This window comes from Lysinibacillus sp. NPDC047702 (genome assembly GCF_050272555.1).
GTDB lineage: Bacteria > Bacillota > Bacilli > Bacillales_A > Planococcaceae > Lysinibacillus.
Genome location: NZ_JBNNMG010000032.1, coordinates 1 through 21,278, shown reverse-complemented (window position 1 = coordinate 21,278; position 21,278 = coordinate 1). Strand labels below are relative to the sequence as shown.

Annotated in this window: 18 protein-coding genes and 1 pseudogene; 3 read left to right on the top strand and 16 right to left on the bottom strand. The window is 30.7% G+C overall.

Annotation, left to right across the window (positions count from 1 at the left end):
• Positions 1-64 precede the first annotated feature (64 nt).
• A pseudogene (locus ACQKIM_RS15650) lies at positions 65-938 on the top strand (IS3 family transposase); the annotation flags it as partial.
• Between the two features lie 212 nt (positions 939-1,150).
• Here the strand turns inward: ACQKIM_RS15650 and ACQKIM_RS15645 are convergent.
• The 13 genes from ACQKIM_RS15645 to ACQKIM_RS15585 all read right to left on the bottom strand — a co-directional run bounded on the left by ACQKIM_RS15645 (position 1,151) and on the right by ACQKIM_RS15585 (position 15,668).
• Complete coding sequence (locus ACQKIM_RS15645; protein WP_427545493.1) at positions 1,151-4,249, bottom strand: type I restriction endonuclease subunit R; 3,099 nt, start codon at positions 4,247-4,249, stop codon at positions 1,151-1,153.
• A gap of 18 nt (positions 4,250-4,267) precedes the next feature.
• Positions 4,268-5,467 (bottom strand): AAA family ATPase, encoded by a 1,200-nt coding sequence (locus ACQKIM_RS15640; RefSeq protein ID WP_427545491.1) that lies wholly within the window; start codon positions 5,465-5,467, stop codon positions 4,268-4,270.
• A gap of 1 nt (position 5,468) precedes the next feature.
• Positions 5,469-6,737 carry a restriction endonuclease subunit S gene (locus tag ACQKIM_RS15635; protein WP_427545489.1) on the bottom strand — a complete coding sequence of 423 codons (1,269 nt, stop codon included), beginning with the start codon at positions 6,735-6,737 and terminating at the stop codon, positions 5,469-5,471.
• Positions 6,734-8,281 (bottom strand): type I restriction-modification system subunit M, encoded by a 1,548-nt coding sequence (locus ACQKIM_RS15630; RefSeq protein ID WP_427545487.1) that lies wholly within the window; start codon positions 8,279-8,281, stop codon positions 6,734-6,736. The genes ACQKIM_RS15635 and ACQKIM_RS15630 overlap by 4 nt, the downstream gene beginning before the upstream one ends.
• A gap of 34 nt (positions 8,282-8,315) precedes the next feature.
• Positions 8,316-8,564 (bottom strand): type IV toxin-antitoxin system AbiEi family antitoxin domain-containing protein, encoded by a 249-nt coding sequence (locus ACQKIM_RS15625; RefSeq protein WP_427545485.1) that lies wholly within the window; start codon positions 8,562-8,564, stop codon positions 8,316-8,318.
• A 69-nt stretch (positions 8,565-8,633) separates the two neighbouring features.
• Positions 8,634-8,909, bottom strand: coding sequence for a type IV toxin-antitoxin system AbiEi family antitoxin domain-containing protein (locus ACQKIM_RS15620; RefSeq protein ID WP_427545483.1), 276 nt, complete (start codon positions 8,907-8,909; stop codon positions 8,634-8,636).
• A 623-nt stretch (positions 8,910-9,532) separates the two neighbouring features.
• The gene (locus ACQKIM_RS15615) at positions 9,533-9,829 is read right to left on the bottom strand and encodes a hypothetical protein (protein WP_427545481.1); all 297 of its coding nucleotides are present in this window, start codon (positions 9,827-9,829) and stop codon (positions 9,533-9,535) included.
• A 366-nt stretch (positions 9,830-10,195) separates the two neighbouring features.
• Positions 10,196-10,837, bottom strand: coding sequence for a transposase family protein (locus tag ACQKIM_RS15610; protein WP_427545479.1), 642 nt, complete (start codon positions 10,835-10,837; stop codon positions 10,196-10,198).
• A gap of 217 nt (positions 10,838-11,054) precedes the next feature.
• Positions 11,055-12,956 (bottom strand): hypothetical protein, encoded by a 1,902-nt coding sequence (locus ACQKIM_RS15605; RefSeq protein WP_427545477.1) that lies wholly within the window; start codon positions 12,954-12,956, stop codon positions 11,055-11,057.
• Complete coding sequence (locus ACQKIM_RS15600; RefSeq protein WP_427545475.1) at positions 12,953-13,438, bottom strand: hypothetical protein; 486 nt, start codon at positions 13,436-13,438, stop codon at positions 12,953-12,955. The genes ACQKIM_RS15605 and ACQKIM_RS15600 overlap by 4 nt, the downstream gene beginning before the upstream one ends.
• The gene (locus ACQKIM_RS15595) at positions 13,435-14,406 is read right to left on the bottom strand and encodes an ABC-three component system protein (RefSeq protein WP_427545473.1); all 972 of its coding nucleotides are present in this window, start codon (positions 14,404-14,406) and stop codon (positions 13,435-13,437) included. The genes ACQKIM_RS15600 and ACQKIM_RS15595 overlap by 4 nt, the downstream gene beginning before the upstream one ends.
• A 44-nt stretch (positions 14,407-14,450) precedes the next feature.
• Positions 14,451-14,741: a hypothetical protein gene (locus ACQKIM_RS15590; protein WP_427545471.1), complete on the bottom strand. Its 291-nt coding sequence runs from the start codon at positions 14,739-14,741 to the stop codon at positions 14,451-14,453.
• 678 nt (positions 14,742-15,419) lie between these two features.
• Complete coding sequence (locus ACQKIM_RS15585) at positions 15,420-15,668, bottom strand: hypothetical protein (RefSeq protein WP_427545469.1); 249 nt, start codon at positions 15,666-15,668, stop codon at positions 15,420-15,422.
• Between the two features lie 669 nt (positions 15,669-16,337).
• Here ACQKIM_RS15585 and ACQKIM_RS15580 point away from each other — a divergent pair.
• Both ACQKIM_RS15580 and ACQKIM_RS15575 read left to right on the top strand, forming a co-directional pair.
• Positions 16,338-16,679 (top strand): helix-turn-helix domain-containing protein, encoded by a 342-nt coding sequence (locus tag ACQKIM_RS15580; protein WP_427545467.1) that lies wholly within the window; start codon positions 16,338-16,340, stop codon positions 16,677-16,679.
• A gap of 190 nt (positions 16,680-16,869) precedes the next feature.
• Positions 16,870-17,793, top strand: coding sequence for a DUF5655 domain-containing protein (locus ACQKIM_RS15575; protein ID WP_427545465.1), 924 nt, complete (start codon positions 16,870-16,872; stop codon positions 17,791-17,793).
• Positions 17,794-17,917: 124 nt separating this feature from the next.
• Here ACQKIM_RS15575 and ACQKIM_RS15570 read toward each other — a convergent pair whose 3' ends face one another.
• From ACQKIM_RS15570 to ACQKIM_RS15560, 3 genes are all read right to left on the bottom strand, one after another.
• Positions 17,918-18,172, bottom strand: coding sequence for a hypothetical protein (locus tag ACQKIM_RS15570; RefSeq protein WP_427545464.1), 255 nt, complete (start codon positions 18,170-18,172; stop codon positions 17,918-17,920).
• Positions 18,173-19,142: 970 nt separating this feature from the next.
• Entirely contained in the window at positions 19,143-19,919 is a 777-nt protein-coding gene (locus ACQKIM_RS15565) for a hypothetical protein (protein WP_427545462.1), read from the bottom strand.
• 80 nt (positions 19,920-19,999) lie between these two features.
• On the bottom strand, positions 20,000-20,533 hold the full coding sequence (locus ACQKIM_RS15560) for a hypothetical protein (protein ID WP_427545460.1): 534 nt from the start codon (positions 20,531-20,533) through the stop codon (positions 20,000-20,002).
• Between the last annotated feature and the right edge of the window lie 745 nt (positions 20,534-21,278).

Here is a 21,278-nt window from a genome sequence, read left to right as displayed (position 1 = left end):
GACAAAATATGTACTTATAAAAAATTTATTTACTTAATTTCTTTAAATATCACCAGTAGTATTTAAAAATGTTGAATGCCTTAGTTCGAAGTAAGGAAAGGTCACTAAAGAAGACAAAGTGAAAGTCATCTATGAATTAAGGTACAAATACTTGGTGAAGGCGCTTATGGCATTCGCTCAAGTTCCACGTAGTACATATTACGACTTAATAAAGAAGATGAATCGGTCAGATCCAGATGACGACTTAAAAACGGAGATTAAAACTATTTATGAGGAAAATGAAGGTCGCTACGGCTATCGTCGCATTCGTGATGAGCTGACTAATCGCGGGAAAAAAGTGAATCATAAGAATGTTCAACGCATTATGAAAGAGCTTGGTTTAAAATGTGTTGTGCGTATGAAAAAATATCGATCGTATAAAGGGACTGTGGGTAAAATTGCGCCAAACATTTTAGACCGTCAATTTACAGCAGATAAGCCAAATCAAAAATGGGTGACAGATATTATGGAGTTTAAATTATTTGTTATTTATCACCTGTTTTAGATTTGTTTAATGGGGAAATCATTACATATACGATTGTTGCTCTCGTCCAATGTATTGTATCAGAAATGTTGGAGAAAGCTTTAAAAAGCTTGCCTGAAGACCTTCAACTACTTATGCATTCAGATCAAGGCTGGCACTATCAAATGAAGCAGTACTGGTACGCCTTACGAAAAAGAGGAACTACGTAAAGTATGTCTCGTAAGGGCAACTGTATGATAATTCCATCATGGAAAATTTTTTTGGGGGCATCATGAAATCAGAGTTTCTATATCTTAAAGAATTTGAGAGTGTGAAACATTTTAAAAAGAATTAGAAAAGTATATAACGTTTTACGGCAAAATTAAAAGGCATAAGTCCAATACAATATCGGACTTATGCCCAACCCACTGCCTAATGAAGTAATCTTGTCTAACTTTTAGGAGTCACTTCAAAATTGAAATCCACTGATTTCTATTTATTGAAATAGCGAGAGTCGAACCTGCCGTCTCGAAATGTTGTTATATCAATGCTTGCGGGGGCAATTGATTATTTTGACTATATTTTATAAAAATATAATTCAAAAGTAATTATGTTTATTCCCATCTTATCCTTTCTATTTTAAATTTTTCAAATTTTCCCACCCACTCCCTTAAACTTATCTACGAAGGCAGAGATTTTCTGAAAAACACTCTGCTTTTTTGTTAAATATTGAGGATTAAGAGGACTCATTTTAGGAAGAATTTCATTAAGTTCCGTTCCGTTTTCACTAGCGTATTCTCTTTTTAATGAATTCAAAATATATCTTTTTGCAGCTTCTTCATTAAGTTTTTCAGTATTAATCAACTCTTCTGCTTCACGTTTTTGCTCATTTTGAGCAAATGAGAAGAAGGCATCAATAATACTTGCTTTATCTTGAATACTGTCTAAATCAGCTTGGTTGATAAAATCAACTACTAAGCTTTCTTTTGCACGGTTTCCTACGCTAGATCGAATTAAGCGACGAACCTCTTCAACCAATGTTGCTTTATCTTTTACTTTCTTGTTATGTTCAAAAATAAGTTCAAGAATGTAATCTAAATTAATCTCTTGGGATTTTAAAAGATCTACTTCAAAGACAACATCATCCCAATCAATAGAAACATTTTCCTTTTCTTTTCCATTTCTTTCACGGCGGAGCCAATCACGAATATCATTATATGAAGAACGATAATCTTGAATAGCTCTTTCTTCTAACACCTGAATCTCTTGCATAACAACAATTTCTTCATCAGTTACATAGTGAGTCGATTTGAAATCTTCTAAAGCTTTAGGATCAGTAATATCTATTGCTTGCAAAGCTTTTAAACCCGAAAATTCATCATAGTTCTGTAGGATATTTTCAATACGCAAATATTCACCAAAGAGTTTCGCAAACTCTTTTTTATCCTTTTCAGTAACAATATCATCAACATTAGGAAAACGTTCCTTTAATTCTTTTACTACATCTACATATCCACGACGGGCTTCACCAGTTGCCACATCAGTGAATCCTTTCATATACTCCTTGTAGCTTTTCTCCAGCACCACATTTTTAGTTTTATCATCCCCAAAACATTTAATCGCATCAATAGTGGCTTGTTCTAAATCTCTAAATGTAACAATATTTCCAAAGGTTTTGGTAGAATCATAAATACGATTTGTTCTCGAAAAAGCTTGCATTAAACCATGATACCTAAGATTTTTATCAACAAATAAAGTATTTAATGTAGGTGCATCAAAACCAGTTAAAAACATTCCTACAACAATCAACAAATCAATCTCTTTGTCTTTTACTCGTTTAGCAAGGTCACGATAATAATTTTGAAATTCCTTACTTTCTACGCCATAATTGGTTTTAAACATGGCATTATAGTCTTTAATGGCTAAACTTAAAAACTCTTTTGCACTACTATCCATTGCCGAAGGTTCAAAAGTTTCATCAAGAATTTCACCTATAGCATTTTGCTCTTCATTAGCAGCAAAGGAGAAGATTGTCGCAATCTTAAGGGGTTTACTGCTTCCCTGTTGTAAGTTATTTAATGATTCATAGTAGAGTTTGGCTGCGTCAACACTGCTCACAGCAAACATGGCGTTAAAACCTTTTCCATTCGCATTTAAACGATGGGTTTTTATTCTAAAATTATTCAGTATATATTGAGAAATTTCTTTAATCCGTTCAGGATGTAGTAATGCTTCTTTATTTTCTGCTGCCGATAGCTTTTTCTCGTCCTTTTCTTTTTCAATCTTTTTGAACTTGGGACGTACATCGTTATAATCTACTTTGAACTTTAAAACTTTTTCATCTCTAATGGCATCCGTAATTACATAAGAGTGTAACTCTCGACCAAAGACAGAAGCAGTCGTTTCCGAACCTAACGCATTTTCTGGGAAAATAGGCGTACCTGTAAATCCAAATTGATAGAACTTCTTAAACTTTTTATTGATATTTTTTTGAGCTTCACCAAATTGTGAACGGTGGGCTTCATCAAAAATAAATACCACTTGCTTATTATATAAAGGTAACTCTGTTTCGCTTTTAATTAAGTTATTGAGTTTTTGAATCGTCGTCACAATAATTTTATTATCATCTTTTTCAATGTTACGCTTTAATCCTGCGGTACTTTCTGAACCATTAACACTATCAGCGGAAAATCGCTGATACTCTTTCATCGTCTGAAAATCTAGGTCTTTCCTATCTACAACAAAAAATACTTTATCTATAAAATCCAGTTCAGTAGCTAAACGAGCTGCTTTAAAACTCGTAAGCGTTTTCCCCGAACCTGTTGTATGCCAAATATATCCACCACTTTCAGTAGTTCTCCAATTTTTGGCTAGGTATGAACTTTCAATTTTCCATAAAATCCTTTCCGTGGCAGCAATTTGATAAGGACGCATAATCAGCAGGTTATCGCTCACATCAAAAACGGAGTATTTCAGTAGTACATTCAATAAAGTATTTTTCTGAAAAAATGTAGCCGTGAAATCTTTTAGATCTTTTATCAGGGTATTATCCGATTTTGCCCAATTCATAGTAAAATCAAAACTGTTTTTATCACGTTTAGTCGTATTAGCAAAATAACGGCTATCTGTCCCATTAGAAATCACGAAAATCTGCAAATATTTAAACAGAGAGTTTTCTGAATTAAAACTCTCTTTACTATATCGATGAACCTGATTAAAGGCTTCACGAATGGCAATCCCACGCTTTTTAAGCTCTACTTGTACTAAAGGCAAGCCATTGACTAAAATGGTAACATCATATCTATTAGCTTGTGTTCCTTTTTGTTCAAATTGGGAAATTACCTGCACTTTATTGTTGGTAATATTTTTTTTGTCTACTAGATAAATGTTTTGAATATGCCCATCATCAAAAACAAAGTCATAAATATAATCGTTATGAATTTTACGGGTTTTATCAATGTGGTTATCACTGGGTTTATCTAAAAACTGCTCACAAAATCTGTTCCATTCAGCTTCTGAAAATTGCATTTTATTAAGGCTTTGCAGTTGCACACGAATATTAGCAAGCATTTTTTCGGGAGTAGTTAAACTTTGTAGATGTTCATAGCCTTGATTTACCAAATCTTGAATCAGTTCTCGTTCTAAATCAGCTTCTGTTTGATAGCCACTGCCTTGTTGATCTATCTTGGTATATTTATCTAAAACTATAAAGTTGTTTGATTCTGCAATAGTTTTGTAGTCGCTCATTAAATCCCCTCTTAATTATTATTCTCTTTTCTTAAATCTATATATTTCACTAATTTCACTAATAAGATGTCTTAAAACATTTTTGTCATCATTTGTTAACACAACAATTTCTTCAGCTGAATGCTTTGAATGACTGGATAAGTTTAGAATCCTTTCTTCATATGCAGTACGATTTCCTTTAACAGGTAATAACAACTCTCCCCAATTGGAATAACCTAAAAAAGTAGATGTTTTTTCTAAAATATTTCGAAGAAAGTTAAAATGATATTTATATATTTGCTCAGATTCAATAGCTTTTTCTATTTCATTTATTAGAAAAAGATGATAAGAAAACGGCGAATCATTATGCTGACTTATTAGTTCATAAGTGCCCTCTTCTTTTTTTTCTAACCTGTACTTTTTAAAGTGTTTATCCTTGTTGTAGCCTGTACTTTTATTAGAATTGTTAAATTCGTTACACAGCACATTATAAAAAAGAGGATTATGTGTGGTTATAATGAATTTAAGGTCTGTTAATGCACTTGATTTTATTAATTGTGCTAAATTTACTGCTATTTCAATCAAGTGGTTATCGTCTAATGAACTTACAGGGTCATCTATAAAGACATATTCCAACTGGTCAAACTGATTTGTCTCTCTATCACTTGATTCTGCTACATTTAAAACATCAATAACTTGTTCAAGTAGCGAATAAAAAACAGACCATACAAAGTTACTTTCTTCACCTTTTGAGATTTTAATATTGTTTGAACGCTCATCATTACCACGCTCATATGAGAAGGTTATTTCTGTAAAAGCTTCTACGGTTATATTTTTTTCATCACTATTTTTAATGATATATTCTTCATTAAAATGTGGAGTTAATTTTTCATCTGTATAGTGTTGAAAATAAGAAATAATATTTCTATCTTGTCCCTGCTCTACAAAAATCCATTTTGTAAATGCGTTAGAGTGGATTTTAAGTTTTGGTTCAGCATCATTTTCTAAATCATTATCCCAATAAAATAAATCTTCCGTAAAGGCATTATAATAAAGGATTTTTTTACTAACTGATTCCGATTCATCTAGCTCTGTATCATCATCTACTCTCGGTGCAACTAACAATTTAAATTCCCTTGAAAGCCTAGTTTTACCAGTTCCATTAAAAGCGTAAATCAGTTGTACTTTTTTACCACTATCTTTTAATCGTCCTGCAATATCCGTTAATAATTCTCCCATATTACACTTTTACCTCCTCTTTCGGAAAGCTAAGAAGCATATTACGGTAATATTCGTATTGTTTTTGACGCAACTCTATCTCACGTGTTAAACCCTCGGTAATGGAGGATGTCAAGGCATCGAATTTGTCGAGGATAGCTACGATGCGGTTTTGTTCGGTAAGAGGTGGGATGGGGATTATTATTTTTGACATATCAGTAGCTGAAACATCAATAACTTTTGTCCCTTTTGCATATTTTCTTTTCTGACTTGCAAACATTTTTGTTTGTGTAAAATAGGCAAAGTACTTGCCTGAAATCTGATTTGATGGTTTAAAAATCGTTGCATGCCCACCAGTAACAGCTTGCACTTCACCAAGATAAACAACGGCTTTGCCAACATCATCTAAATTTTCACTCGTATTTGTTATAACAACATCACCAGTATCAACTTTTTTTAATTTTTGAGCCGTCTCATATGAAACGAAAGATTTTGTTTCTGTCGTAAATATGCCGTAATAAGTGTAAATCTGACCATAATGAATTGCTGGTATACCAAATTCTGCAAAATCTTTTTTTTGTAAACCATTACCACGAACTAATTCACCGACCTCATCCAACGTCTTCCACTCAACTTCACCCTCCTCAAAAGTCAACAACTTATCACGGTAATAGGTATATTGCTTTTTACGAGCTGTAAGCTGCGCTTTAAGCTCTACTTTAAGTTCTGCTGTAAGCTCTGAGAAGGCGTCCAAAATACGGACAATTTCTTCTTGTACTTCAAGGAGCGGGATAGGGATCTTAAGTTTCTTTAACTCGCTCATTGGTAAGCTCATAACAGGTGAACCAACAATTTTTCTACTATAATCGTTTACAACATCCTGAGAATTAAGTAAATAAGAAAGATATTTTGAACTAATAATTTCTTGAATAGGTTTTATCACATAAACCCCTTCTTTAATGTTCCAATTTATAGGTTTTGTTTCTATAACAGCAGTACGTCCAACAGTTCCAGTTCCTGAAAATAAAACATCGCCACTTTCTAAATTAGAACGGTTATTTATTAATTCTAAAGCTCTATTATCTACCCTATCTGTCTTGTCAAGAAATACAATTTTTCCATTCTGTATTTCACGGACTGTCACATAAAACCCTTCTGAATCAGGTGTATTTAATTGAAAATTTTTACGAGGATTTAAACCTGTTTTCAATGACTTAATTACAGTTTCCAAAGGCTTCCATTCAACCTCAACTCCCTTAAGGAGTTTCTCCAAATAATTTGGCTTTATCATGATTCAAGCACCTCAATAATGTCATCAATTTCATCACGAAGTTGGTCTATCTTTGCTACAGTCGTTTTTATCTCTGCATTCAGCTCATTTATATCAATGACTTCCCTTGTGTCTTTTGCTTCCACATAGGAGCTCACAGTTAAGTTGTAATCATTTTGAACAATTGCATCATATTCAACAGACTTTGTAACATGTTCAATATCTTCTTTACTGTCAAACATTTTCATTATTTGCTCAATATGATCATCTGTAAGTATGTTATTATTGGTTTCTTTTTTATAGAAATCTACTCCACTTGCATCAATAAATTGAGTTTTATTATCGGTTTTATGCTTAGCGAGAACCAAGATATTAACCGCTATTGAAGTTCCATAAAAAAGGTTTGGTGCTAATGAAATAACCGTTTCAACAAAGTTATTATCAATCAGATACTTTCTAATTTTCTGCTCTGCACCACCACGGTAAAAAATACCAGGGAAACAAACTATAGCAGCACGACCTTTACTTGAAAGGTAACTAAGCGTATGAAGTACAAAGGCAAAATCGGCTTTAGATTTTGGGGCTAATACGCCTGCAGGAGCAAATCTTTCATCATTAATAAGTGTTGGGTCATCATTACCAATCCAATTTACGGAATAAGGTGGATTAGATACAATAGCATCAAAAGGTTTTTCATCACCAAAGTGAGGGTCTAATAGCGTATTTCCTAAAGCTATATTAAACTTATCGTAGTTAATATTGTGTAAAAACATATTCATACGAGCAAGGTTATAAGTTGTATGGTTAATCTCCTGTCCATAAAAACCATCTTCGATAATATGATCATCAAACTGTTTTTTTGCTTGTAATAGCAATGAACCTGAACCGGCTGCAGGGTCATAAATCTTATTAATGGTTGTTTGCTTGTAGATTGCTAATTGAGCAATAAGCTTAGACACACTCTGCGGTGTAAAAAATTCTCCTCCAGATTTACCAGCATTGGCAGCATAATTAGAGATTAAAAACTCATAGGCATCACCAAAAAGGTCAATTTGACTATCTTCAAAATCATCAAAATTAAGCCCTTCAACGCCTTTAATGACAGCAGCTAAACGACTGTTTTTATCTTTCACAGTATTCCCCAATCTATTGCTTGTTGTGTCAAAATCTGCAAATAACCCTTTAATATCCAATTCAGAAGGGTAACCATTTGCTGAACTTTCAATAGCAGAAAATATAGCAGCTAAATCTGTATTCAAGCTTTCATTTTTGTTGGCAGTTTTCGCAATATTAGCAAACAGCTGACTCGGATATATGAAATAACCTTTTGTTTTAATGGCATCCTCTTTGATTTCTTGAGTTATAATATCATCAGGAAGGTTTGCATAATTGACGCTTTCGTCTCCCGCTTCAATATAACTAGAAAAGTTCTCGCTTATGAAACGATAAAAAAGCGTTCCTAAAACATATTGTTTAAAATCCCATCCATCTACTGAGCCACGGACATCATTGGCTATTTTCCAGATTTGAGATTGTAATTCAGCACGTTGTGTTGTACTTGACATTTGTATTCCTCCATCTTTTCTTCTTATACATTGATTATAGAAGCACTTCTAAATAGGTTTGAAGTTTTCCTTCCACCTTTAGTTTCTTGCCATATTCACGCAGCATTGAAATGTTTTTGTCTTTTCTTCTAACGTAGCTTTTAAAGGCATCTGTGATGATCTGTAAATCTGTCTTATTATGCTTTCGCAAGATATCGCATAATGTTCTTTCCATGTTATAAGCTCTCACTGTATTCCCTGCAGGTGTTTTTATTTCTACAACTCCAAGCTCATACAATTCCATAATGACACGGTTGCACTTTACGTTTTCGCTTTTTACGGTTGAAGTATTGTAATTATGAGGAAAGGTCATTTAAAATTTTGCTGGCGTCCTGTCGGTTAAATCAAATAAATAAAGTGCAGTAGCACCAGAAAAAATCCCACGTTTATAACGAACTTGAAGATTATACATTTCATCTTCCAATGATCCAACCAGTTGATATACGCCTGGTCCTATCCGTTTTAACAAACCTGTATCCATCATATATTTGAGATTACCACGTGAAATTCCTGCTTTTGTTACTTCGGCAGTAGTTATGACACCATTATTATTTTTGATCATTTTCATAATGAACTCAGTACTTGCCATAACACGCCTTCTCTCAAAAATAAAAAGATTTCACGCATATAATCATGACCCACTTATGCGTAAAAGTCAAAATACGTTTACTAAAAATTCCCTGCTCAAAAATTTATAAGCAAAACATAGTTTTGAGCTTTTTGTTTTGATAATATCTCTTTTCAACGAAAGAAGATAGATTAATAATTAGTTAGTTACTTAAGTACCTGAAGTATGATCATTATATTATAGATAATTCTTTTCTTTCAGCATGATTTTCTCAATATCTAAAGAAAATCATGCCCTTCATAAAATTCCTTTCACCCAAGATTCCCTAAATCAACACATTTACCGTCTATAAATACTAATTTAAATAGGTTCTGACGCAATTTTGGTAAAAAACCCGTGTCTAGGTATGACTAAAATTAAAACTAATACTATCAAAATCGATATTACATTCGTTTTCTAATAAAGCTGGCTTCGCTCAACCGTACATCATTCGTTCAATCCACTTTAACCGATTTACTTGACCTTCTAATAAACTTACGATGATGTAAATGCATTTTTAACAGCGGCTAAATCCAACCGTAGTACAAGGCTATAGCTATAAAAAGGCGAATTTTTGTTTGCTAAATGTGTATTCATCCAATCGATTAGTAAATCGACATTTCGATTTTGGAAAAGAATTCGATATTCTTGTACCGTTTTTCTATCGTTGCGATAAAGAGATAAAGGTTTTGGCATTGCGTAACCATTTTCTTTTTCTCATGCCCTAATGTGCCGAAGCCTGCCCAAATCCATTGTGTAAGTTGGGTTCTCGAAATTCTATAGACGAACGTTTGAAGAAGTTTCTTCTTTTTATTCGCACGATAAGGTTCTAAAAAGCGCCTAAGTGCCGAGTAACTTCCATCATATCCTGCTAGACGAATTATCTGAAAGATTTGGTCCATTATCAATCGCTCCGTATCATACGCTAAAATGGCTTAATAGTATGGCTGAAGTTTTAATTGAGCGGGTTTAGTTTTGTGCTACGTGGGGTGCTGTTTGTTTCAAATAGTTGTGAATCGTTCCTCGGCTCAGTTGATGTTTTTGAGCAATATGTGTAATGCGCAGATCTTCTTTATAATCTCACGGTAGGTGTTGAACCTCATCAATTGGCTTATCTTCCGACAAGTTGAACACTTCTTTATTCTGCACAGTTTGCCATTAAATTTGTACTGGAAGCTTTTGTTCTAGCCATTATACTAAGGCTTCTTTTGCATTTTTGATTAAATGCCATCGGTCACTTACTTGCGTGATGGTGGGATTTACATGTGTTAAGCCTCACGGTAGGTTTTCGAGCCATCCCTACTAATTGTTTGAAGAAACGGATGTTGTTTTAGCCATGCTTCTACGATTTCACTCGTTCTTCCTTGCAAGATGGCAGGCGGTTGATGTGTCTCTAAATCACAAATAAACGTGCCGTAATCATGCCCTTTTCGGAAGGCAAAGTCTTCGATACCAATGGAAGTAGTTTGAGGCAGTTCGATTGTTGTCGTGCGAATAAGCCGTAAAAATGTGTCATGACTAATGCATGCTCTGATAAAGGAACGAATCACTTTTCCGGCTTGCCGACAGCTCATAGAGAAGGCTAGATTTCGTAACAGCAGCTGCAGCGTTCCGTTCTTCGTGCATACGCTTTTAACCAGGTAAAACGTTCCGTGAAAATTGGTTGTGGACCAAGTTTCATCGCAAAACCATTTTCGTGATTTCAAATGGATCATAACGTGCTGTGCACCGATAGAAAGATCCTGTAATAGACGATGATAGAAACTATGTATGCGGCTACTTCTTGATCCACAGGACGGACAAAATGCATAGCTTTTTGTTAGTTGAAGAGAAAATACAAAGGTCGTTTCATAGGATCGAAGTAGATGAAGAGAAAGTGGCTTTTCCGGTGCTTGCCAAGGAAGTAACATGGAAATCAGTCCTTTTAAATACTATACCCGAAAAACAAAAATTATATCTTTCTCCAAAATTACGTCAGAACCTATTGGTGTTGACATTTATAACCGACCACACAGATTATAAAAAAGCTTGTACACCCCCTAATAAGAAAGTACAAGCTTTAAAAAACGCGCGTCGCCTTTTTTTATTAGAAAAAATTTATAGGCTATTCTTTTTTTTAATTCTTTTTTAAAACTCGTTAACACCTAGATTAACAAGCCCCTCTCCTGAGTAAAATGTATATTTTACTAAAGAAGAAACTAGATTTGGTGGAGTGTTATCAACTACGATAATTTGAAAATCTTTACAAAGTTCAATAAGTACTTTATAAATTTCATCGTATACTTCAGGATCATTAATTTTCTGTGAGTCTTCTTTTTCTTTTCCCTTAGCTTCTTCTTTTATAGTTCCAATATATTTACTTAATGAATCTAATAATAGTATTCCAGGATGCCCTATAGCAAAACCTTCTTTTTTACTAGTGAGTATGGCAGCTAAATAAGAAATTTGCATACATTCTAACAATCCACCACTTTCGTGTTCAAAAACACTTGCACCATTATGATATGGCATATAATTTTCAGGATCAATATAAGTATCTTTAGTATCGTATTTAAGTCTATTCATGTAAGACTTATATTTTTTATTTAAAAAACTAAAAATTTCACTTTTTCTAAGTTCACTTACTTTTAAGTTTTTAAGTTCCTTTTCCAGCCTTTCAACCTCTTTTTTAAATTCTTCAACTTGTCTTTCCTTTTCTTCAATTTTCCGATGTATTCTTATACATTCATCAACTATTTCTTTCTTTTTATTGTGAGCGTTAATTATACTATTTAAACTGTCTAATTGAGAAAGAAAAGGTACAGAAGTCTTTTTTGCAAATTTTTTTATGGCATTATCAAGAATTTCTTTTTCATTCTTTAAACTACTTAGTTCTTTATCAATCTGATCAATTGTACATCTATCTTTCTCAATTAAATTATTAACCAACTTTATTTTGCTTTCAATTTCTCTCTTTACTTTGCGTAATACTTCTAATGCTGGTTTACTTTTTTGACCAATATGAGTATGTACCATTGAATGACACAATGGACACTCAATTTTTTGTTCTTCTACAATTAAATGGTAATTAATTTCTATAGTTGCATTAGTATCCAAATTTTCTTTTTCATACTCGCTTACAAGAAATTTTTTAGATCTAATAGATAATTCAAGATCTGACTTCTGCTTATTACAATTAAAAATTTGATTAGCTACTTCTGTTAATCTACTTTTTAATTTTATGTACATTTCATTTTCTTTATTGTTAACCTGACTACTTTTATTTAGAATAACCTCTTTTTCCTTTTTTTGCTCATTAATCTCTGCTTTTATTTTTTCAGCAGTACTCATTAGAGCGAAAATATCATCAGCTTCTTTATCAATTAAGTAAGAATTTAATCCTGTTATCTCCCTTTTTTTTGCCTCAATATTATTTTTTGCATTTACAAGCTGTAAATTCAATTGGTCCTTATCTGGCTCAACTAACCCAAATATCATCTCAAATGCATAAGGATTTTTATTTCTTTTAAAAGTAGTATTATTATCTAAAAAATTATCTGTACCTAAAAGATGCTGCTTTAAATACACATATCTAAATATATCCCTGAAAGAAATAGTTTCTAACTCCTGTTCATTACTATGCACTTTATACTTAGTACGTTTATATTCACTAATTTTCAGTTTTCTCATAATTATTTCCATAGCTTCTTTAATATCAGAAATCTTAGGAATGTAATCATTAATACTTTCAAAATCACAAAAATAAAAAGCAATTTTTGATGGCTTTTGTTTAAGTGATCTGTTTAAAGTCAATACCTCTTCGTTTATACTTATTTCGAGAAACACTTGATCACAATGCTCATCCAACTCTTTCTGCACTTTTAAGATAATACCTTCACTTTTCCCAAAGCAATAGTCAATTAAGCTTAAAACTAGTGATTTTCCAGTTGTTCTATCTCCTCTGATAATAGTTAATCCCTTTTCAAAATATAATGTTCTCTTATAATTTGGTCCCAAAAGAATTAATTTATTTATTATTATTTGATTCATTTTTTCCCTCCTTCTAATATGCTTTTATTTGTGGAGTTATTATCTATCATACTAATAACACTTAAACTTTTTTCAACCAACTCTGAAAAATAACTATTATTCAATTCTTGAAAAAAAATTAGTCCTTTTTTATTTAAACGAATACCTATATCAGATGTTTTGACTTCAATAGTTCCCTTTATTTCAATAAAATCTAAATTAAATAATTCTAAAATTATTTGATTAATATTTTGACGATATCTAAAATATCTGTTTCGAGAAATGACTAAATCATCTTCGTCTCCTTTTAAAATCTTTAACATATCAAAATGTACAAGTCCATAATAAAAAATAAGATCTGAAACTTTATTAAATTTTTTTTTACTTTCTACAGAAAGTGCAAATAAAAGACATAAAGTCTTTAATAACTCTAATTGATTATTATTGAATAATAAATTTATATAGGGAGGTACAGTATATAATTCATTTTTTGAATATCTCATTTTATTCGATTCTTCCCCCACCATATATTAATTTTTTCTTCATTAGTTAAAATGTGAATTAACCCTCTTTTTTCATCTTCATCAGAAACCTCATTCTCGCTAAATAGATTTGAAAGTCTACCAAAATCAAAATTCTCCAGTGTTTCATGAACAGCATCCAAGAATTCATTACTGTTTTTCCCATTTTTATTATACGTATCTCGATATCTTTCTTTATACTTTATTAGAACTTTTGCTAAAACAGCATTTATAACATCAACTGACATACCGTTTAATTTTAGATCACGAATATAGATCTCTGCTGCAACATAAAAAGCTTTACTCAATTCAAGTAAATCGGCTTCTATATCCTCTATTTTTAGTTTTTGGTAAAAAAGATTAGACTCGACATCTTGATTAAAATCGTCTATTTGTGCTCCTAGTACTACATTTTGTATTTTGCTGTCTAGCCCCTTTTCCTGGACAGCAGCGTAGGTTTCATCCTTCTTTATTTCGGAAATATGTGCCAGTATCTTTCTTATCTCCTCAGAATGTGATGAATTGTGCGAATTATACTTTACGGTTATCAATCCGTATTCTTCTTTAAGTACTCTGGATTTATCTTCAGATGGATTATCTAAGATAATATAGTGGTTTCCTTTAAAATACTGTCTATGATTTTTTATTAGTTCACGTATAAATTGATCTTCGAAGGAAAAACCCATAAACAAAAGTGTTTTGGTACCAGTAACTTGCTTTAACAGTTCGTTATACTTATTGTTAGCATAAAGTTCTTGGTAACTTTCTCTACTAAGAACAATGGAACCAGAATTAGATGTGTAACCATGCAAGTGAAGTATCCTTTTTGCATCAAATAATTCTTGTGTACTAAAATCAATATCTTTCATTAATATTGGAAGAATATCACATTGTACATATTTAAATAATAAATTTTCATAATTTGTTGTTAGATAAAGATTAAAATCCATTTTTGCTAAGTCCACATAGTTATGAAGTGAATCATCATTTAAATCTATTTTTTTTCCTTTATTATCCTAACAACCTCTGATTGAATATCTTGATCCGACAACGATAAAAATAACTTTAATTGATTAATTGCTTCCCAAAAATCATACCTATTTAATAGAACATCTACACTATTTAAAACAAATCTCTTGTCCTCTATAGCATATTTTTGAGCGATAATTTCAATTAATTCCTTCCAAGAAGGTATTTTAAAAGGTGTTGATAATCCTGCTCCAATAAAAGGTACAAGCCTTCCTTTTAAATACTCATGATTTAATTTTTCTAAATTAACATCCATTTTTTTCCCCTCACTTAAATTACTAGTTACAATATTTATTCTCTAGTACTAATAGTATAAAACTACTGATCTGCTATTCACCTTCCCCTATTTTAATTTATTAGTATAATACTTATTTTTCTCTTCTTGATATTTTTACTAGATTTATTTTCAATAGATTTCTGGATCAAAATATGTACATTACAAAATACACAGTATATATTTTCCTATTTTTAATTATATCAAATTTTTTTATAATTAAATATAACATACATATGAGGAAAAATAATCCTATATAAAACCAGAAATATCAATGTAAAATTTATATTTGACTTGTTAACTGTTATCCCCCTTACGAATGTCTACACATGTAATCAAAATTATTTAATTAGCAAAGGTCTATTAAAAGCAAAGGTACATTGTTATTTTGATATTTATAAATCCTTAAATATCAAAAATTTTTGACCTCATGAAACTCTATAATTTGAATATCAAATCAAAAAAGGTATTTTTTAAACATAAAGAACTTTTTACGCTCTAAATGTGTAAAGTGAAATAAAATAAATTTTCGGTTCAAATGAATCTTAGCCTCTTTAAATTCAAAACCCTAAGAATGAGAAGTTATTTCTCTCATTCTTAGGGTTCTTTTTAATAACTTAAAGGCGTTGTAATATCATTAATAATATGGTAAATATCCTTTTAATTATCAAGTATTTCTCCGTCATAACCTATTTGATGAAATGTATAAGTAATAGTACGAATTAATCCATCAGTTGTCGTATCTGATGGTATGACTGAACCAAACAGTCTAGCTGTTTCTATATCTGTTGGTCCGTTCCCCAAAATATAACTGGCTATAAATGATGCTACTAGTAAAACAACAAATAAAGTTGTAACAGGTGATCTTTTAATCACATTCTTTAACAGCCCTAAATCAAAAACTTCCATATCCCTTACCTCTCTCTATATAATTAAAGACTATTGATTTTCAAATAAAGCGAATAATTTTTTTCTTAAATCTGTATCAAGTCATACGATGTTATTTCAATTAAATATCTAAAGTTCTGAGTGGTTTAATAATATGAATCAGTTTCCATCTAATGATTCTAGTCAATTTTGGATTTTTTTATTTTCTTGTACGAAATCTGACTCCATTATGGATGGTAATTTATTATTTAAATATTCTATGTAAGAATAATTATACTTTTCCACTTCCTTTTTAATCACGGATATGCCAATAAAAGTTACATCCATACACAGTATTAAAGTTAAAATTGGTACAACATAAGATTTTTTTAATTACACACCTTTATTCCGAATAATAAAAAGGAAAATAGTTATACATACAATTGAAAGTACTACTCCAAATGAAAATACTATTAAAAAGGTTAATAATCTAAATCCTCCCTCACTGTTCTTTAAGCTAAATACTGTAAGCAAACCAAGTAATACCCCAATTGTGACATTAATCCGAAATAATTTTTAGTAATTTTTCCTATCAATAGTTTAATTAAACACACAAAAAATAATAATAGTATTCAAAAAATGATAATAAGTATTAATAGTATATAGAATAAGTAAAACCTTCCTACTAGGGTTATCTTAGGAGGGAATCGAATGGATAGTTTAGTGAAGTCAGTCGGAATGCACATCCGTGTGTTAAGGAAAAGTAAGAAACTTAGTCAAGAAGAGCTTGCTTTTAAAGCTAATGTTCACCCAACATATATTGGTCAAATTGAACGTGGAGAAAAAAACTTAACTATCTCTAGCCTTTATCAAATTACAAATGCTTTAGAAATTAATCTTGCAGAGTTCTTTTCAGTTATTGAAACTGACTATAGTTCTACTGAAAAATTACCTTATCGCTTAATTATTAAATTACTACAAGATGTAGATATAAGTGAACAAAGACAATTATATGAAATACTTAAGCAAATTATTGACTTGAAAAAAATTTAAGATAATTCTATGTGGTAGAGCTTTCAGGCAATGATATCTCGAATTCTTTTGTCATTTTTTATGTTCATGAGTTGGATTTCCCCTAAATAATTGACTACCATAATTCAAGCATATTCGCTTTATCAAGTAACTTGCCATAATTAAATAGAAACTTCTTTAATTTCATGGAATTACTGCTAGGAGGAAACTAATGGGGGATATTAAATTTTTTAAAATTGACAATGATAACGTACAAGAATTACATGGACATTCAGTTTCGCTTGAGAAATCATTACAAAATTTAATCGAAAAACACCTTGATGCATTTCTTGGGATAAAATTTTTAGCTTCGGAATATTCAACTGGAAAACGCCATGGAGGAAGAATAGACACACTTGGATTAGATGAAAATCATTCTCCTGTTATTATCGAATATAAAAGATCTATGAATGAAAATGTGATCAATCAAGGTCTCTATTATTTAGATTGGCTACTTGATCATAAAGCAGAATTCGAATTGATGACTTTAAGAAAATTTGGTCAATCGATTGCAGACAATATTGATTGGAGTAGCCCACGTCTTTTATGTATTGCAGGTAACTTCACAAAATATGATGCGCATGCCGTTCAGCAAATAAATCGCAACATAGAACTTTATCAATATAAACACTATTTAGATGGATTTTTAATGTTGGATTTAGTGAATGCAACAACAGCCCAAACTGTTTATATTGAAGAAAACTCTATAGATAGAACGCAAAAATCAAATACCAAAACATTTAAAACCGTTTCAGATTATTTAGATCAAGCAAATGAACAGTTAACGGACCGCTTCGAAAATTTAAAAGCCTTTATGATTGCCTTAGGTGACGATGTGCAAATGAAAACGTTAAAATATTACATCGCTTTTAAACGTATTAAGAACTTTGCCTGTGTTGAAGTTCATCCACAGTCAAATTCAATCTTAGTGTATTTAAAAGTAGACCCTACAACAATATCTTTGGAACAAGGTTTTACTCGCAATGTAACTAATATCGGACATTACGGGACTGGTGATTTAGAAATAAGAATCAATAATGATGAAGACCTTGAGAAGGCTAAACATTTTATCGAAAAATCATATGATATAAGCTAAAATAAAACTACCTATTGAGTATATATTTCTACTCAATAGGCAGTTTTATAATTTATAAAACCCACTTATTTTTATACTCATGATTTAAATTTATAATTTATTTATAATCACTTCTAAGCTTTCTTCAATCCGATGACAATCTACAAAAAACACCTTTACTTGCAATGTGTTTTTCATCATCTAGTGAAAAAACAATATCGCCAATATCCATAACATTACTAAAATCATTAATAATATCTTTAATCATAAGTGACGGTTCTTCTGTACCTTCTGTTAAATCTTCACCATATGAATCCCAACCAATACGAATTCGATTATTTTCAAAACAATCTTCCTTTATCTCATTCCTACCACTTCCACCTAGTGACACTTTCCACACACGTGTATCAATCTCTAGTGCTTCATTATTATTTGTAACTTTAAGCTGCTGCTGAGCGTTCTCACAAAAAGCCTTAAAAATCCCTGATTCGATCTTATACTGAAGTTGTTCTTCTTGTTCTTTATCAAAAGAAGGTTTAATTCCTTCAATAAATTCCTCATAACCAAATGATTGATGGAATGTAGTAAAATTAATTTGTCCTGATTTTTTATAATTGTTATAACACTCTAAAACAGTTTGATAATCTTCTCTAAATAACGATTCAATGGAATAGTTTTCAATAATAGCTACAGCGTAAATTACCGTATTATACGTAGATATACAGCCATTTATTATACAATTACAAAATTATGTATACAAAACTACGACTGGAAATGACCTTACACATAGAGGCGTCCCTCGTTGTATTCAGGATAGGTAGTTTCACAGATTATCAATTCTCTTTTCTAGTTGATTTTATAATATTTTAAAATCTAGCATAAATACTGCTATTTGGTAATTTATATTTAATTAAATTTTGAATTTAAAATCGACGATTTAATCGGGAACCCGTACAAATTTCATTTTACTTTTACAATTCTACTGGACAACTAACTCTTTCCTCCATAAAAAAACATCTATACGTTGAAAATATAAGGTCAAATACCTGTTTTCAATGGATAGGTGTTTTTTATCTGTCTCAATACTTAAGTAAGTTTTGTCATAAAATGGACTTTAATTATATTTTTTTTCAATATCTATTAAAAGGGTTTCTATGAAACAAAATGAAGTTTCATACTATATAATTTTTGTTTTGCCGTTTTAAATATCAATCTTAAAAAAATATATTTATCTCTTCATAAAATCTTTATCTATCAAAGGCAATTTTCAATTCTTACGATTTTAACAAAATATCAAGTTATTTTTCTCAGATCTTAAAAAATATTTCTTTAGTGGTTTTTGAATTTATCCTAGAGACTTTCAATCTACTCTATTCGCGATTAAGATTATATACTTCAACAGCCTTATCGTATATTTTAGTTTGAATAGAATAAGTAATAGTATAAATTGCAATTATTACTGAAATCAAACCTAAAGTATTGCCAAAGTTAACAATAAAAAGTTTTTCAGCAAATTCTACTATCACTTCAATAATATGATCTTGAATCTCCACTAAAGATATTAACCATGAAAAAAAATAGCCAACTGAAAATATGTATACTATAAAATTTATTATAGCAGTATTTAAATATCTTTTTTGATCATAGACTTTTATAAATTTAGATAATTCTTTTATAGATAAATAATTTTCAGTTTGGTCTGATTCTTCAGGGAATAATATTTTTAATAGTATGTAATAAATAACTACAAAACAGAATTTAAAAAATAACCACCATCCATACATGTATGCTAATAATGTAAATGCAGCAATAAAAACAATTGGATAAAAAAATTGATTCGATTCACTTATACGATTTACTATACCTAAACGAAATACAATTACACCAATCAAGACAAAAATGCTTATTGCTACAAATATTTTGTAATCATTAGGTAATCGTTTATAACGTTCACTGTCAGTTTTCAGTAGTATTTTACTAGTTAATAAACAGATAAGATACACTATTGGCACACCAGTAATTAAAATCACTGAACTACTGTTTGGTATGAAAATTAATAGTATCGGCAAAAACAATAAACACACACAAAATAAATAATCGATTCTTTTCATTTCTTTAAAGTAAATTAAATGCTTTATTTTTTCCAAAAGAATTTCTCCTTTATATTCTTTCACTTGTCAATTTATTAAGACAGAAAAAAACATACAGTAACTTTTTTTTCTAGATTTTACATATCGTTCAAAACACTTTGTGCATGCTTATAATATTCAGATTCCTTATTAAAAGATTCAAATATTTTAACTGCTTCTTCGTAATTACCATCATTCCACAAAATAACTGCCTTATTATAAAGTAAATAGTCTTCTGCATCTTTAATTAATTTTTGTGCTTTTTTATATTGTCTCGAGCCTTCTGGTATTTTTTTTGCAACTTTAAACGCTTCCTCTACTTCACCTTCATTCCATAACTCTACTGCTTCGTTATATGTATCAACATCTTTATTTAAATAAAGGTAACTACCAATTGGTAAACTAAGTACTATCAATATCACCAAAATCCCACCAAAAAAACTTAAGATCTTTGAACCGTTAGTAGTTTTTTTATGACGTTTCAATTCATTTTCTTTAATATTTGTTAATGGATCATCTTTTTCATTATAATATCTTTTTCTAACAGCTATATCTTTGAAACTTAGCTCACACTTTTCACAATATTTATTTTCATCAGGATTAGGATGTTTACAATACCTACATTTTTTCATACTAACACCTCACACATTATATTCTTCATCTTGTATTATAAAAAATCGAAAAACAAAGCTTTTGATTTCATTAATGAACTATCATATTTTAAATAACACTCTACATTCATAAATAGTAACCTATATTTTTTAAATTAGTTAATTATTAACTTTAATTTCTAAATTACTTCTTTGAGAGTTTTAAATGTTAAATTGAAATTCTTCCACTCATTTACTTAGTTTGCTACTAACAGGCAACACTCCTCTCTTTCTTCTATAAACCTTTTATGTTTTTTTCTGTTAGTAATTTAATTATACATAAATGTATACATAGTGTACATTATCTCAAAATAAATACTAATAGTATATATAAATGATTAAATCATCCTACTAGGGTTATCTTAGAGGAGGGATTGAATGGATAGTTTAGCCAAGTCTGTCGGATTATAAATTCGTATATTAAGGAAAAGTCATAAATTTAGTCAAGAAGAGCTTGCTTTTATAGCCAATGTTCACCCCCTTATATTGGTCAAGTTGAACGCTGGGAAAAACATATCTATCTCTAGCCTTCAGTAAATTACAAATGCACTAGAAATTAATCTCACTGATTTTTTTCATTTATTAAAACAAATTTTGAATCAACAGAAAAGCTCCTTATCAAGAAATAGACAGTAAGCCCGTATTCAAATAACGCATATAATCACGTAGCACCTCTCGGTACTATAAAGGTATCAATTAAAGGAGGTGCCTTTCATTGCCACAGCAA

Excerpts from the sequence above, each read along its gene's own strand:
- ACQKIM_RS15605 (WP_427545477.1), bottom strand. The coding sequence starts at position 12,956 with ATGAATCAAATAATAATAAATAAATTAATTCTTTTGGGACCAAATTAT.
- ACQKIM_RS15645 (WP_427545493.1), bottom strand. The coding sequence starts at position 4,249 with ATGAGCGACTACAAAACTATTGCAGAATCAAACAACTTTATAGTTTTA.
- ACQKIM_RS15585 (WP_427545469.1), bottom strand. The coding sequence starts at position 15,668 with ATGGAAGTTTTTGATTTAGGGCTGTTAAAGAATGTGATTAAAAGATCA.
- ACQKIM_RS15590 (WP_427545471.1), bottom strand. The coding sequence starts at position 14,741 with ATGGATGTTAATTTAGAAAAATTAAATCATGAGTATTTAAAAGGAAGG.
- ACQKIM_RS15610 (WP_427545479.1), bottom strand. The coding sequence starts at position 10,837 with ATGTTACTTCCTTGGCAAGCACCGGAAAAGCCACTTTCTCTTCATCTA.
- ACQKIM_RS15630 (WP_427545487.1), bottom strand. The coding sequence starts at position 8,281 with ATGTCAAGTACAACACAACGTGCTGAATTACAATCTCAAATCTGGAAA.
- ACQKIM_RS15635 (WP_427545489.1), bottom strand. The coding sequence starts at position 6,737 with ATGATAAAGCCAAATTATTTGGAGAAACTCCTTAAGGGAGTTGAGGTT.
- ACQKIM_RS15620 (WP_427545483.1), bottom strand. The coding sequence starts at position 8,909 with ATGGCAAGTACTGAGTTCATTATGAAAATGATCAAAAATAATAATGGT.
- ACQKIM_RS15625 (WP_427545485.1), bottom strand. The coding sequence starts at position 8,564 with ATGGAATTGTATGAGCTTGGAGTTGTAGAAATAAAAACACCTGCAGGG.
- ACQKIM_RS15560 (WP_427545460.1), bottom strand. The coding sequence starts at position 20,533 with ATGAAAAAATGTAGGTATTGTAAACATCCTAATCCTGATGAAAATAAA.
- ACQKIM_RS15595 (WP_427545473.1), bottom strand. The coding sequence starts at position 14,406 with ATGGATTTTAATCTTTATCTAACAACAAATTATGAAAATTTATTATTT.
- ACQKIM_RS15600 (WP_427545475.1), bottom strand. The coding sequence starts at position 13,438 with ATGAGATATTCAAAAAATGAATTATATACTGTACCTCCCTATATAAAT.
- ACQKIM_RS15640 (WP_427545491.1), bottom strand. The coding sequence starts at position 5,467 with ATGGGAGAATTATTAACGGATATTGCAGGACGATTAAAAGATAGTGGT.
- ACQKIM_RS15615 (WP_427545481.1), bottom strand. The coding sequence starts at position 9,829 with ATGGACCAAATCTTTCAGATAATTCGTCTAGCAGGATATGATGGAAGT.
- ACQKIM_RS15575 (WP_427545465.1), top strand. The coding sequence starts at position 16,870 with ATGGGGGATATTAAATTTTTTAAAATTGACAATGATAACGTACAAGAA.
- ACQKIM_RS15580 (WP_427545467.1), top strand. The coding sequence starts at position 16,338 with ATGGATAGTTTAGTGAAGTCAGTCGGAATGCACATCCGTGTGTTAAGG.